This window comes from Prevotella sp. P6B4, assembly GCF_000619985.1.
Lineage (GTDB): Bacteria > Bacteroidota > Bacteroidia > Bacteroidales > Bacteroidaceae > Prevotella.
Window position 1 is genome coordinate 1 of sequence record NZ_JHVE01000026.1, and the last position, 14653, is coordinate 14653.

11 protein-coding genes and 1 pseudogene are annotated in these 14653 nt (G+C 49.4%); all 12 read right to left on the reverse strand.

Annotated features, from left to right (window positions below; translation table 11 throughout):
• Positions 1-216: pseudogene (locus tag T491_RS0113930) on the reverse strand (IS5/IS1182 family transposase); the annotation flags it as partial.
• 140 nt (positions 217-356) lie between these two features.
• Positions 357-1949: an alpha-N-arabinofuranosidase gene (locus T491_RS0113935; protein ID WP_028904423.1), complete on the reverse strand. Its 1593-nt coding sequence runs from the start codon at positions 1947-1949 to the stop codon at positions 357-359.
• A 15-nt stretch (positions 1950-1964) separates the two neighbouring features.
• Positions 1965-3551 carry a xylulokinase gene (locus T491_RS0113940; protein WP_036916167.1) on the reverse strand — a complete coding sequence of 529 codons (1587 nt, stop codon included), beginning with the start codon at positions 3549-3551 and terminating at the stop codon, positions 1965-1967.
• Positions 3552-3574: 23 nt separating this feature from the next.
• Positions 3575-5113 (reverse strand): L-arabinose isomerase, encoded by a 1539-nt coding sequence (gene araA / locus T491_RS0113945; protein ID WP_028904425.1) that lies wholly within the window; start codon positions 5111-5113, stop codon positions 3575-3577.
• A gap of 18 nt (positions 5114-5131) precedes the next feature.
• Positions 5132-5842, reverse strand: a complete 711-nt coding sequence (locus tag T491_RS0113950; protein ID WP_028904426.1) for an L-ribulose-5-phosphate 4-epimerase — start codon at positions 5840-5842, stop codon at positions 5132-5134.
• A 5-nt stretch (positions 5843-5847) separates the two neighbouring features.
• Entirely contained in the window at positions 5848-6522 is a 675-nt protein-coding gene (locus tag T491_RS0113955; RefSeq protein WP_028904427.1) for an NUDIX domain-containing protein, read from the reverse strand.
• A 13-nt stretch (positions 6523-6535) separates the two neighbouring features.
• Positions 6536-8215 (reverse strand): sodium:solute symporter, encoded by a 1680-nt coding sequence (locus tag T491_RS0113960; RefSeq protein WP_028904428.1) that lies wholly within the window; start codon positions 8213-8215, stop codon positions 6536-6538.
• 41 nt (positions 8216-8256) lie between these two features.
• Complete coding sequence (locus tag T491_RS0113965; protein WP_028904429.1) at positions 8257-9435, reverse strand: aldose epimerase family protein; 1179 nt, start codon at positions 9433-9435, stop codon at positions 8257-8259.
• Positions 9436-9619: 184 nt separating this feature from the next.
• Positions 9620-10783, reverse strand: a complete 1164-nt coding sequence (gene galK, locus T491_RS0113970; RefSeq protein ID WP_028904430.1) for a galactokinase — start codon at positions 10781-10783, stop codon at positions 9620-9622.
• Between the two features lie 26 nt (positions 10784-10809).
• Positions 10810-12087, reverse strand: a complete 1278-nt coding sequence (locus tag T491_RS0113975) for an MFS transporter (protein ID WP_028904431.1) — start codon at positions 12085-12087, stop codon at positions 10810-10812.
• 33 nt (positions 12088-12120) lie between these two features.
• Positions 12121-13212: an aldose epimerase family protein gene (locus tag T491_RS0113980; RefSeq protein ID WP_028904432.1), complete on the reverse strand. Its 1092-nt coding sequence runs from the start codon at positions 13210-13212 to the stop codon at positions 12121-12123.
• A gap of 107 nt (positions 13213-13319) precedes the next feature.
• On the reverse strand, positions 13320-14633 hold the full coding sequence (locus T491_RS0113985) for a folylpolyglutamate synthase/dihydrofolate synthase family protein (protein WP_028904433.1): 1314 nt from the start codon (positions 14631-14633) through the stop codon (positions 13320-13322).
• Positions 14634-14653 lie beyond the last annotated feature (20 nt).

Sequence of the window (14653 nt, forward strand, 5' to 3'; positions counted from 1 at the left end):
ATCATAGATGACCTTAAGGAGCAGGTACTTGAACATGCGGATAGGAGACTCTGCCATACGACCATTGTCTGGACAGTATTTGTCTAACAACTCTTGATAGACAAAAGAAAAATCAACGAGCCCGTTGATACGTCTCAGAAGATTGTCTTGTGGGACAACTATGTCGTACAAGGCACTATACTCACTCAATACTAACTCTTGTTGTTGCGACAGCATAAGCACTCTCTTTTATGCTGTAAAGGTACAAAAAAATCTGCACATAGCCAAATGTTTTACTGACTATGTGCAGACTGTAATTGTTAAAAAGTGCCTAATAGGACTTTTTCAGTGCCCTCCCAACCGGCGGGGCTTCTTTTTTATTTGATGTTCAGAACAACAATCGACTTAGCGGGGATCTTCACGGTGAGAACACCTTTCTTCAATTTTGCATCCTTGAAGTCGGTGGGGGCTACAACATCAGGATTCTTGAAATCGTTGTAGTCGGCTACGTTCTTCGAAGTGAGGATGCGACCGCTTACCTGCTTGGCATTGAAACCAGCGAAGTTGAAATCGATGGTCTGTGCCTTGTCGAGGCTGACGTTGGTCAGAGCAAGCACGATGCTGCCGTCCTTAGTCTTGGCAGCCGAGGCTGAGAGCAGTGGGCAGGGACGGGTAGAGTTGTCCTTGGTGTCCTGCTTCTTCTTCCAGTAGTCGGTGCTGCACTGTACAGTCTCTGTAGGCAGGTCGACAGGCAGATGGGTTGCCTCCTGGAACGGGGTGTACATCTGGAATACCCAGTAGGTAGGTGTCAGTACCATGTGGCCTGTACCCTCCTGATCGGTGAGGATCATCGACTGCAGAACGTTAACTACCTGAGCGATATTGGCCATCTTTACACGGTCGGTGTACTTATGGAATACGTTGAGACTCAAGGCAGCTACGAAAGCATCGCGCAGGGCATTCTGCTGGTACAGGTGACCAGGAATGGTGCCGGGCTCCTCGTCCCACCAGGTACCCCACTCGTCAACGAGCAGACCGATGGTGTTCTTAGGATCCTTCTCGTCCATGATGGCCTTGTGCTTCTTGATAACCTCTTCGATCTCCAGGCACTTACCGAGTGCCCAGTAGTACTGGTCGGTATCGAAGTTGATGGCAGACCCCTTAGGACCATTCCAACCGGTGCAGGTGTAGTAGTGCAGAGAGATACCCTGCATCTGACCACCGATACGATCCATCAGCACTTTGGTCCAGTTGTAGTCGTAGTCGCTGGCACCCGAGGCAATACGGTAGAGCTGGTTGCCACCCTGATTGCGCAGGTAGGTGTTGAACTTGCGATACTCGTCGCTATAGTACTCCGGGCGCATGTTACCACCACAGCCCCATGCCTCGTTACCGATACCGAAGTACTTCACCTTCCAGGCCTTGTCGCGACCGTTCTGGCGGCGCAGACGTGCCATAGGTGTATCGCCATCGCTGGTCATGTACTCAACCCACTGGGCCATCTCCTTTACGGTACCAGAACCTACATTACCAGAGATATAGGGCTCGCATTCGAGCATCTCGCAGAGGTTCAGGAACTCGTGGGTACCAAACGAGTTGTCCTCGATGGTGCCGCCCCAGTTGTTGTTACGCAGAGAAGGACGCTGGTTCTTAGGACCGATACCGTCCATCCAGTGGTAGTCGTCGGCAAAGCAGCCGCCAGGCCAGCGCATTACGGGAATCTTCAGGGCTTTCAAAGCCTCGAACACATCCTTGCGGTAACCCTTGATGTTGGGGATCTGTGAGTTCTCGCCCACCCAGAGACCGCCGTAGATACAGCTGCCGAGGTGCTCTGAGAACTGACCATAGATCTCACGGTTAATCTTGGCTCCTGCCTGATCGGCATGAACCGTAGCTTTCACATTTTCTGCGGCTGATGCCGATGCGGCAAAAGCCAGTGCGATAGTCGCGGTTAGAATAACTTTCTTCATGTCGTTGTTGAAATCTTACTTATTATCTACAGCGGCCTGTTCGATGGGGAGACAGCGCTTGTAGTTCTCGATATACTTCTCGAAACCTGCTACGTCGTCGGCAGTAGGAGCGATAGAGAGACCGGTATTGCCTGCGAAGACAATTTCTTCGAGGTAGTCGGCCAGGTTCTTGCCGTTCTTCTTAATCAGGTAGCCAGCCAGCAGGGCAATACCCCAGGCACCACCTTCGCCTGCTGTCTCCATCACCGAGATAGGTGAGTTGAGGGCGGCAGCCAGCATGCGCTGACCTACACCGGCAGTCTTGAAGTAACCACCATGACCGGTGATACGGTCAACCTTGATCTTCTCCTCCTTCAACAGGATGTCGTTACCAATCTTCAGCACACCGATAGCACCATAGAGGTGAGCGCGCATGAAGTTGGCGAGATTGAACTTATCGCCAGCAGAGCGAACGAACATGGGACGTCCTTCAGCCAGACCTGTTACAGGCTCACCGGAAACGTAGTTGTAGGCCATCAAGCCACCGCAGTCGGTATCGCCTTCGAGGGCTTTGTTGAATAACTTGCCGTAGAGCTCATTCATATCAACGGGAACACCCAGCAGCTGCTGGTACTCCTTGAACAGGCCTACCCAGGCATTGATGTCGCTAGTGCAGTTGTTACAGTGAACCATGGCTACGAGTGAACCGTCGGGTGTGGTCACCATATCGATCATCTCGTAAGGCTTAGAGAGTGGCTTCTCCAATACAATCATAGAGAATGAAGAAGTACCGGCCGATACGTTACCTGTGCGCTGCTTGACAGCGTTGGTAGCTACCATGCCTGTTCCAGCGTCGCCCTCAGGAGGACAAACGGGGATACCTGCCTTCAGGTGACCGGAAACGTCGAGTTTCTTAGCACCCTCGGGAGTGAGGAAACCGGCGTTCTCGCCTGCATTCAAGCTCTTGGGCAGAATGTCGAGCAACTTCCAAGCGAAGCCTTTAGGCGCAATGAGCTCGTCGAACTTGCGAACCATCTCGGCATCGTAAGTCTTGGTAACGGGATCCACGGGAATCATACCTGAAGCATCGCCTACACCCAGTACGAACTCGCCTGTTACCTGCCAGTGAACATAACCTGCCAGAGTGGTCAGGTACTTGATGTCGGAAACATGCTCCTCGTTGTCGAGGATGCACTGGTAGAGGTGGCTGATACTCCAGCGCAGGGGGATGTTGTAGTTGAAGAGCTGAGAGAGCTCGGCAGCTGCCTTACCGGTGTTGGTGTTACGCCATGTGCGGAAGGGAACCAGAATCTGCTGGTCCTTGTTGAAGGCCATGTAGCCGTGCATCATAGCACTGAAGCCGATGGCAGCCAGACTCTCAATCTCGCAGTCGTACTGCTTTAACACGTCCTTGCGGAGATCGGCATAGCAGTCCTGCAGACCATACCAAACAGCCTCGGTAGAGTAGGTCCAGAGACCATCTACCAACTGATTCTCCCACTCGTGTGAGCCCTGTGCAATGGGCTCGTTGTCCTCGTCGATGAGGACGGCCTTGATACGGGTAGAGCCAAACTCGATACCGAGAATGGCTTTACCTGCTTGTATAGTTTCTTTTGCTGTCATAGTTGTCAATTGTCAATTTTCAATTAACGAAGTGCTTTGTTCAACATGTAGTAAACCTCGTTGTTACGGAGCTGCTGCTTGAAGTCGGCAATGTTGGTCTGCTTGTTGATGCGGACATACTCGATACCGGTCATCTCAGCAAAGTCCTCCCAGTACTCCTCGTTGATATCGTAAGAGAAAGCGCTGTGGTGAGTACCACCAGCCAGAATCCATGCGGCAGCGCCAACCTCGAATGTGGGTTGTGGAACCCAGAGTGCTGAAGCTACAGGCAGTTTTGGCATGGGCTGTGGTTCGATGCACTCTACCTCCTGAGAAATCAGGCGGAAACGGTTACCCAGGTCAACAACGGTAGCCTTGATACCAGCGCCGGTCTTTGAGGTGAATACCAGACGGGCGGTCTGCTGCTTGCGGATACCGATGCCCAGGAAGTGAACCTCGAGCTTGGGCTTGTCGGTAGCAATCAGCGGACAAACCTCGAGCATGTGGCTCTGCAGGCAAGAACTCTTGTCGCCAGCAAAGTTGAGGGTGTAGTCCTCAAGGAATGAGCAGCCGGTAGGCATGCCCTGCTGGATAACCCACAGGGTGCGATAGAGGCAAGCTGTCTTCCAGTCGCCCTCGGCACCGAAACCATAACCTTCCTGCATAAGGCGCTGTGAAGCGAGACCAGGAATCTGGTCGAAACCGCAGAAGTTAGGATCGTCGATGTTAGCATCGCCCAAGTCGTCGAAGTTGGTGGTGAAGGCAGTTGCGCCCTCGTCCTTCAGTACGCGGCGCAGGGCAATCTCGGCCTTGGCAGCATTCTTCACCTTCTCCCAGTAAACCTGCTCGCCGCTCTCGTCGATCTTGATGGTGTAGAGCTTCTTGTACTCCTCAACGAGCTCGTCGGCTTCCTGATCGGTTACCTGCTTGAAGTACTCCATCAGAGAAGATACAGGGTAATAGTCAACATGATAGCCCAGACGCTGCTCGAACTCAACGCGGTCGCCATCGGTAACGGCAACGTTGTTCATGTTCATACCGAACATCAGGCAGCGTACGTTGTGAGCATCAGCCACACCAGCGGCTACGCGAGCCCATACGGCAATCTGCTTCTGAGCCTTCGCGTCCTTCCAATAACCACAAACCACTTTGCGGGCTACGCGCATACGCGTACAGATATGTCCGAACTCGATATCGCCGTGAGCACTCTGGTTCAGATTCATGAAGTCCATGTCGATGTCGTTCCAGGGTATCTCGGCGTTATACTGGGTGTGGAAGTGGCACAAAGGCTTCTGCAGCTGCTGTAGACCCTTGATCCACATCTTGGCAGGACTGAAGGTGTGCATCCAAGTGATGATACCTACACACTTTTCGTCGTTATTAGCAGCGAGCATCACCTGCTCAACCTCCTTGCTGCTATTTGCTGTACCTTTATAAACAATCTTAACGGGGATGTTGCCAGAGGCGTTCAGACCTTCTACCATCTCCTTTGAGTGACTGTCGACTGCAATGACTGCATCGCCTCCGTAGAGGAGCTGAGCACCGGTCACCCACCAAATTTCGTAATTATCAAATGCTTTCATACTCATTGTTATTACTGATTAATGTTTCTGTCCTTTTTGTCCGTAGTAAGCGTTTGGACCATGTTTACGCATATAGTGTTTTTCTATCAGCAGTGGATTCATGGTGAGGCTTGGGTTTACTGAGAAGGCTACGAAGGCCATCTTGGCACACTGCTCCATGACCTTGGCGTTATAAACAGCGTTGTCGGGAGAAGTTCCCCATGAGAAGGGACCGTGGTTTTTAACCAATACGGCAGGTGTGTGGTCGGGATTGATCTTACGGATGTTCAGAATCTCATCGACAATCACATTGCCGGTCTCCAACTCGTAGTTGCCTTTTACCTCAGCCTCGGTCATATCGCGGGTGCAGGGGATATCCTTGTAGAAATAGTCGGCGTGAGTAGTGCCGATGTTGGGGATATCGCGGCCGGCCTGTGCGAAAGCTGTGGCATAGGTAGAGTGGGTGTGAACCACACCCTGGATGTTGGGAAATGCCTTATATAATACCAAGTGGGTAGGGGTGTCGCTCGAGGGGTTGAGGTCGCCTTCAACAACCTTACCGCTTTCGAGGTCGACAACTACCATATCAGAAGCCTTCATAACGTCGTAGTCAACACCTGAGGGCTTGATGACAACGAGCCCTTTTTCGCGGTCGATACCTGAAACATTGCCCCAGGTAAAGATTACCAGGTTTTGCTTTACAAGGTCTAAGTTGGCCTTGAATACTTTTTCTTTTAATTCTTCTAACATAGTTATTACAATTTGAAATTTGAATCTTCGTTGTAAGCTTTATTATTAAATCGGTAAAGATAAGCACCACGCTTAGAACTCTTCTTGTCGATAAGCTCCGTCTTCTCGATGAAGTCCATCTCTTTAATACGTTTGCGGAAGTTGCGTTTGTCGAGCTCGGTACCATATACAGCCTCATAGAGTCGCTGCAGCTGGGTGAGGGTGAACAGGCTGGGCAGTAAGCGGAAACCAACCGGTTCGTGTGCCATCTTTTGTTTCATCATCTTGCGTGCCTTGGCTACCATTTCATTATGGTCGGAGTAGAGTTGTGGCATCTCGTCGATGTTTACCCACTCCAGTCCGTGTTCTTCACGCAATTTGTCGTCGTAGTCATTGGCATTGATAAGGGCGTAATAGGCGATAGATACCACACGCTCACCCGGGTCGCGGTCTACATTACCGAAGGCACCTATCTGGCGCATGTAGAGATTACGAAGACCCGTGAGTTCGAAGAGGGTGCGTGAGGCTGCCTCGTCAACGCTCTCGTTGGCGGAAACGAAGCCTCCGTAGAGGCTCCATTCGCCACGTCCTGGGTCCATGTTGCGGCGACCGATCAGAATCTTCAGCTTGTTCTCATCGAAACCGAAGATGATACAGTCGACCGACAACCAGACTTTGGAATGTTCATGATAATATGTCATATATTGCTATGATTTACCAGAAATAGATGTAGAATGCTACGGTAAAGCCAAGAATAACGATGGTGTGGAATACATCCCACTTATTCCAGCTCTTGCGAGTGGCTTCAATCTGCTCGGGGGTAGAAGTTCCGAATACCAGACCCTGAATCTTCTTCTCGTCGGGAGCCTCTGTCAGCAGAGATACAACGATTACAACCAGGCAGCATACAATCAGCATGACACCGCAGAAGAACAACCAGTTGAAGTCGTAGAATACAGCCTTGAACCAGCTGTCGGCTGCATCGGTGGCGTTGCTGTAGTAAACCTTAGCGCCCAGACGTGTCAAACCGATGATGATACCAGAGAGCAATCCCCACATACCACCCTTGGCAGATGCACGCTTCCAGCAGATACCCAGCAGGAAGGCGGCGGCGATACCAGGAGCCAGTACTGACTGTACATCCTGCAGATAGTTGTAGAGTACGTTACCTACCGAACGCATGATGGGAATCCACAGGATACCGAGAATCACGATAACTACAGTTGCAATCTGTCCGATACGAACCAGCTGCTTCTCAGGAGTCTCAGGACGCAGACGCTTCCAGAAGTCGATGGTGAACAGCATGGCTGAAGAGTTGAACAGAGATGCTAAAGAAGACATCAGGGCAGCCAGGATACCACAAACTACCAGACCCTTAACACCTGCAGGCAGCAACTTAGCTACGAGGGTAGGGAAGGCTGCATCGGGTGTGCTCAGTACAAATACCTCGCCGTTTGGCAGGGTGATGCCTTTGGTGCTCATGGCGAAGGCAATCATACCAGGAATCAGGAACAGGAATACGGGCAGCAGCTTCAGGTAAGCACCGAAGATGGTACCACGACGAGCTTCCTTCTCATCCTTACCAGAGAGTACACGCTGAACGATGTACTGGTCGGTACACCAATACCAGAAACCAATAACGGCAGAACCGATAAGGGCACCCAGCCAAGGATAGTTGGCATCGCGGTTGTCGCGAATGAGTGAGGTCATCTTGTCGCCATACTCGTTAGCATCAACGGCACCGCAAACAGACATCATCTCGTCCCATCCACCCAGGGCTTTGAAACCAAGTACAAGGATGATGAGTGAACCGAGCAGCAGGATAGGAGTCTGCAGAACCGAGGTGTAGAGCACGCTCTTCATACCACCGAAGATGGTGTAGATAGCTGTGATAACGACCAGACCGATAGCTGCAATCCAGAAGAAGTCGATACCCCAAAGCTGTTCGATACCGAATACCTGCTGGAACACCAGACCACCTGCATAAACTGTTACGGCTACCTTTGTGAGCACATAAGAGATCAGTGAAATCACCGAGAGGATGGTACGGCTCTGTGTGTTGTAGCGTCGCTCCAGGAACTCTGGCATAGTGTAAACCATAGAACGAGTGTAGAATGGTACAAACACCCAACCCAAGATAAGAATCATCCATCCCTGAATCTCCCAGTGGGCCATAGCCATACCTGATGAAGCTCCGGCACCAGCCAAGCCAATCAGGTGTTCTGAACCAATGTTTGAAGCGAAGATTGATGCACCGATGGCAATCCATGTTGCATCCTTACCACCTAAGAAATAATCTGCTGAGTTATTATTCTTCTGAGAAATAACCCATAATACAATGCCAACCAGTGCACAACAGAAAGCACCGATGACAATCCAGTCTAATAATGCCATTTTTTAATTGATTGATATTTGTTAGTAACTATAGAATCCGTTTATTTGATGGAGAACTTGTAGGCAGCGTGACTGAAGTACTTCTCACCAGGATTCAGTGTGGGCTGTACCCACTCTGGGTGGTTGGGAGAATCGGGGTACTTCTGGCTCTCCAGACATACACTCACGTGCTTGGGGTAGGTGATACCATTCTTGCGAGGGATATCTTTGTCAGCTCCTACACCCTGGAAGTTACCGCTGTAAACCTGTACACCTGGCTCGTTGGTAAACATCTCCATCAGGATACCTGTCTTGGGGCTGTAGAGGCTGGCACATACTTGAGTATCATCGCCCTTACCGTCCTTATAGGTGTTCAGACAATAGTTGTGGTCGTAACCTGTAGCATTCTGAATCTGATCGAACTGAGAGTTGATGCTATCGCCCAGAGCGTGAGGCTGACGGAAGTCCATTGGAGTGCCCTCAACCGACTTAATCTCGCCTGTGGGGATGTAAAGCTTGTCGCTTGGTGTGAAGTTGTCGGCATTGACATAGAGTACCATATCGTAAGCGGGCTGTGTAAAGTCACCACTCAGGTTGTAATAGTTGTGGTTGGTCTGGTTAATGATAGTTGGCTTGTCGGTCTCTGCCTCCCAAGTCATATCAAGCACGTTGTCGGATGTGAGCTTGTAGGTTGTAACAGACATGACTTTGCCGGGGAATCCGTTCTCACCATCCTGTGCAACAAGTGTAAGTTTCAGAATAGAATCGCCAATCTGCTCGGCATCAAGAACCTGGTGCATCCAACCTGTATTGCCACCACCGTGCAGACTATTAGGACCATCGTTGGTTCTGAGTTGAACGGTGTCGCCTTTCAGAATGAACTGACCGTTCTTGATACGGTTGGCATAACGACCTACACTTGAACCGTAGTCGGAGGGTGTATTGATAGTGTCGGCATACTGGGCGATGTTGTCGAATCCGAGTACAACATCGGTTGGCTTGCCATCCTTATCTGGCACAACAAGCGAAACGATTCTACCACCATAGTTGGTGATGCATACCTCCATGCCGTTCTGATTCTTCAGCGTGTAGAGCTTCACTGGTTTTGACTGAATAGTGGTGTCGAATTTGGCTGGGTCAAGACCCGATACAGTTAGCTGAGGAGCCTGCTGGCCACTTGCGCATGAGAGCATCAGCGCAGCTACGCCAACTCCCATCAAAGTTGCTTTGATTGTCTTCATTTTGTTACTATGTTTTAAGTTGTTGATAATTTGTTGTTATTATTTTGGGTGTAAAATTACAACCTTAATTTCGAATTTACAAGCTAAAACAAGAAAAAAAAAAGAGTAAGGTGTAATTTTCACACCTTACTCTCGTTATTTAACCTTTATAAACACAGAATGCTGTGTTTTTGTTGGTTCGGAGTTAGCAAATTCTACGTGAACCGTCGCCAATTACTACATCGTAAACTTTTGGCTCGTGTCCATACTTGGCATTGAATTTGGCCTTGGCATCGTCGATGAATTTCTTGTAGAGATCGTTGCGAACCAGGTTGATGGTACAGCCACCAAATCCACCGCCCATGATGCGGCTACCGGTAACACCGTTCTCCTTTGCCAAGTCGTTCAGATAGTCAAGCTCTTCGCAAGATACCTCGTAGTCCTTCGATAGGCCTTCGTGGGTCTGATACATCAACTCACCTACCTTCTCATAATCGCCCTCGTTCAGCGCGTCGCAGACAGCAAGTACACGGTCCTTCTCGCCAAGAACGAACTTGGCGCGCTTGTAGTCCTCTTCGCCAACTTCTGCACGAACCTCATCAAGCTGCTCCCATGTGCAGTCGCGCAGGGTCTCGAACTTACCCTCTGGATGCTTAGCGGCAATATGCTTTACAACATTTTCGCAGCTGTTGCGGCGATCGTTGTAGGGTGAACCTGCCAACTGGTGTTTAACAACAGAATCGAGCAATACCAGACGATAGCCATCGGGCTTGAATGGGAAGTACTCGAACTCGCGAGAACGGCAGTCGAGACGCATCAGACAGCCAGCCTTGCCAAATACCGAGGCAAACTGGTCCATGATACCACACTTAACACCACAGTAGTTGTGCTCGGTAGCCTGACCGGCCAGAACCATATCCCACTGCGATACCTTGTTCTCACCAAAAATATCGTTCAGACCGCAAGCAAAACAGCTCTCCATAGCGGCTGAAGATGACATTCCTGCTCCAAGGGGCACATCGCCAGCGAAAGCAATGTTGAAACCTTTAACTGGAACGCCTAACTTTTTCATTTCCAAGGCGATACCATAAATATATCGGGCCCAAGATGCTTTGGGACCTGCAGGGTCGGAAAGCTTGAAGTCTACACGGTCCTTCAGGTCGATAGCATAAGCCATTACTGTATCTTCGGTATCGTTGGCACGCATCTCAGCTATGATGCCCTTGTCTACAGCACCTGGGAATACGAAACCACCATTATAATCGGTATGTTCACCAATCAGGTTGATACGTCCGGGAGATGCATATACGTTTCCTGTCTTTCCATCAAAGTGCTTGATGAAGCGGCTTCTTACAAATTCGATGTCCATAAGTTTAAAATTTTAAGGGGTTAATATTAATCTACCTTAATATCCTGGTTTACGTTCTTGCAACCAACAAGGGCGTAGAACAGAATGTAGGCCAACATAGTGATGACAAGCCAATAGCTGAAGATTGGACCAGCTGACTTGGCGATAGCCTCTTGAATGAGGGGCATTACACCACCACCAACAACCATTGTCATGAAGATACCTGAGGCTGCCTCGGTGTACTTACCCAATCCCTCAACAGAGAGGTTGAAGATACCGCCCCACATGATAGAGGTACAGAGACCGCATGCGGGAATCAGGAATGCCTTAGCAGGTACATCGTGTCCGCTGAATGAGATTGTTACGCTCTCGGGCATGAAGATGGCAACAACAAGAAGCAGGATGGCTACAGTACTAACTGTAGAAAGCTGCAACTTGGTAGAAACCTTGCCAGAGATAGCGCTTGAGCAGGCACGACCAATCATCATGAGAAGCCAGTAGGCGGCTGCCAGAGTTCCACCGATGGCGGCTGCACCTTCGAAACCGAGGTCGGTCACGTAGAAGTTAAGCTCCATAGGGATTCCAATCTCGATACCTACATAGAAGAAGATAGCGATAACGCCCAGTACGCAATGGCGGAATGCCAACGGACTACGCTCGTACTTTGGTGAAACCTTGCCGAGTGTGGGCTCTGGAATCGTAACACGGCTGATGATTACGAACGAAATAGCGAATACGGCCATACCGATGAACAGCAGGGGAGCAACGTCGCTCATGCTGGTCTCTGCGGTAACAGTACCTACCAGAATTCCTGCCAACAGCGGAGTGAGTGTACCGGTCAGCGAATTCAGCGTACCTCCAACCTGAATCAGCTGGTTACCTTTGTTACCACCACCTCCAAGAAGGTTCAGCATGGGGTTTACAACGGTGTTGAGCATGCATACGCAGAAACCGCAGACGAAAGCACCCAGCAGGTAGATAACCAGATTGAGGGCTACAGGGATGCTATCGTATGTGAATACGTAAGTACCTGCGCCTACAAGGCTAGAGAGATACTGGAAACACAAACCAACGATACCCACGATCAGAGCAATCAGGGCAGTCTTCTTGTATCCGTATTTCGTCAGCATTTTACCTGCAGGAATACCCATGAACAGGTAAGCAGCAAAGTTCATCAGGTTACCCCAAGCTTTGGCAAAAGGATATTCAAAACCCCAGATGTTTCCAAAGGGAGCACCCATGTTAGTTACAAAGCTAATCATCGCGAAGATGAAGCACATCGTGATAATGGCAATTACTTTGCCATTCTTGTTTGTTTCAGTCATATTGTTGTCTATTAATTTTTTAAGTTGGAGAGATTATTCAACTACACCGAAGCGGTAAATCGTCTTCTGCTTATAGCGCTGACCAGGATTCAGTATCACGCTTGGGAAGTATGGACGGTTTGGTGAATCGGGGAAGTGCTGAGCCTCAAAGCATACTGCTGAACGGTGGGGGAATGTGCAACCATTGGCGCCTTTGTAACCATTCAGGAAGTTGCCGGTGTAGAGCTGAAGTCCTGGCTCGGTGGTGTAAACCTCCATGGTGCGTCCGCTCTTAGGATCGGTCAACTTAGCTGCAAACGAGAGCTCGCCCTCTTCCTGCTTGTTCAGCACGTAGTTGTGGTCGAAACCATGACCGAACTTGATTTGCTCGTTGTCGGCATCGATATCCTGTCCCAATGGCTTGGCCTTTCGGAAGTCGAATGGAGTACCCTCAACCTTCAGGATCTCACCTGTTGGGATTGCAGTTGCATCGGTAGGCAGGTAGAAGTCGGCGTTGATCTCGCAGATCTGGTCTTCGATACCTGGTGTAGGATCAGCTGTACCGCCCAATGCGAAGAAAGCGTGATGTGTGAGGTTCACGATAGTCTTCTTGTTGGTGGTAGCCAGATATTCGATTACCAACTCATTCTGATCGGTGAAAGTAAATTCTACCGTTACATCAAGCTCGCCTGTGAACCCTTCCTCACCATAAGATGAAATACGATGCAAGGCCAGAGAGCGTGGCCCCATCTGACGGGCATCCCATACCTTTGCATTGAAACCTACGGCACCGCCATGCAAGTGGTTGGGACCGTCGTTGAGTGCCAACTGATACTCCTTGCCGTTCAGAATGAACTGTCCTTTGCAGATACGGTTACCCCAACGACCTATCAATGTTGACAGGTAGGGCTCATTTCCGCTGGTCAACTGCTCAATGTTGTCGTGACCCTGAATAACGTTAGCTACTTTGCCATCCTTTCCGGGAACCATAATAGCACAAATGGCTCCTCCGTAGTTAGAGATGGCCACTTCAAAACCCTTACGGTTTCTAAGAATGTACAAGTCGGTTTTTTTACCGTTGATAGTGGCCTGAAAGTTTTCACGTTTCAGACCGCACAGATTCACTGTCTCTGTAGTGTTTGCCATTTCGTAATGTTTTTAGTTAAAATACTATTTTTCTGCAAAGTAACAGAAAAAAAATCAAAATGACAAACGTTTCTACGAAAAAAAAGTTTTTGTTGTATTAAAAAAGCCTAAATACAGTTCTTTAGCAGGTCTGCTACGATGTAACTGCTACCTCCAACGAACACAAAGTCGTTATTGTCGGCTGCAGCCTTTGCTGCTTCGTAGGCAGTTTTTACATCCGGATAGCTCTCTCCGTCAAGTCCTAAACCTTGGGCGTAGAGCTTCAAAACGTTCTCTGAAACTGCTCTTTTATTGCTGGCTTTTGTAAAATAATACGTAGCATTAATCGGCAATAGTTCCATCACACCATGAATGTCCTTATCATCGACCATTCCAAATACTATGTGCATGTGGTCGCACTGGACAGACTTCAGTTGCTTGCTCAGATAGGTCCATCCTGGTACATTGTGACCTGTGTCGCAGATCGTCAATGGGGCATCGCCCACTTTCATCCAACGACCCTTCAGTCCGGTCAGGCTGCATACGTGTGCAAATCCCTGTTTTACCTCGCGGTTCTGGCAGGTTGTGTTTGCAGCGCATTTGCAGGCGTGCATATATCCTAACGCCTCCAATTGCTGTACAGCGCAGAGAATAGTGTTGGCGTTCTTCTCCTGATAGCTACCGTTTAGTTCTCCGCTTATAATACCAAAACTCTTGGTGTAGAATTCTATCCCTTTGGTGTTGATGGAAGCTGAGATAATCTGCTGGCGGTCCTCAGCGAAAACAATAGGAGATTGTTTTTCCATAGCAATAGTACTGAACACCTGACGTGTTTCAGGGGTTGTCTCACCAATCACTACGGGGACATGCTGTTTGATGATACCGGCTTTTTCCATGGCAATCTCTTCCAGGGAGTTGCCTAAGAATTGCATGTGGTCCATGCCGATATTCGTGATGACCGACAGAATAGGGGTAATGATGTTGGTACAATCCAAGCGGCCGCCCAGACCAACCTCGATAACGGCTATATCGACATTCATGTCAGCAAAATACTTGAATGCCATAGCCGTTGTGAGTTCGAAAAAGGAAGGCTGTAAGGGGGTGAAGAAAGGTTTCTCTTTCTCGACGAAATCTACAACATAGTCCTCTGGAATGGGCTGACCGTTTACGCGGATGCGTTCGCTGAAGTCAACCAGATGGGGTGATGTGTATAGTCCCACCTTGTAACCGCACATCTGCAGAATAGCAGAAAGCGTGTGAGCACATGAGCCTTTACCGTTGGTTCCCGCCACGTGAATGGTGAGATACTTCTTATGGGGATGGCCGAAATGCTCATCAAGTGCATGACTGTTTTCGAGCCCTTCCTTATAGCCCCCTGCGCCTTGACGCTCAAACATGGGCAACTGGCTATACAGGTATTCACACGTTTCCTGATATGTCATAGCTATACCTTATTAATATA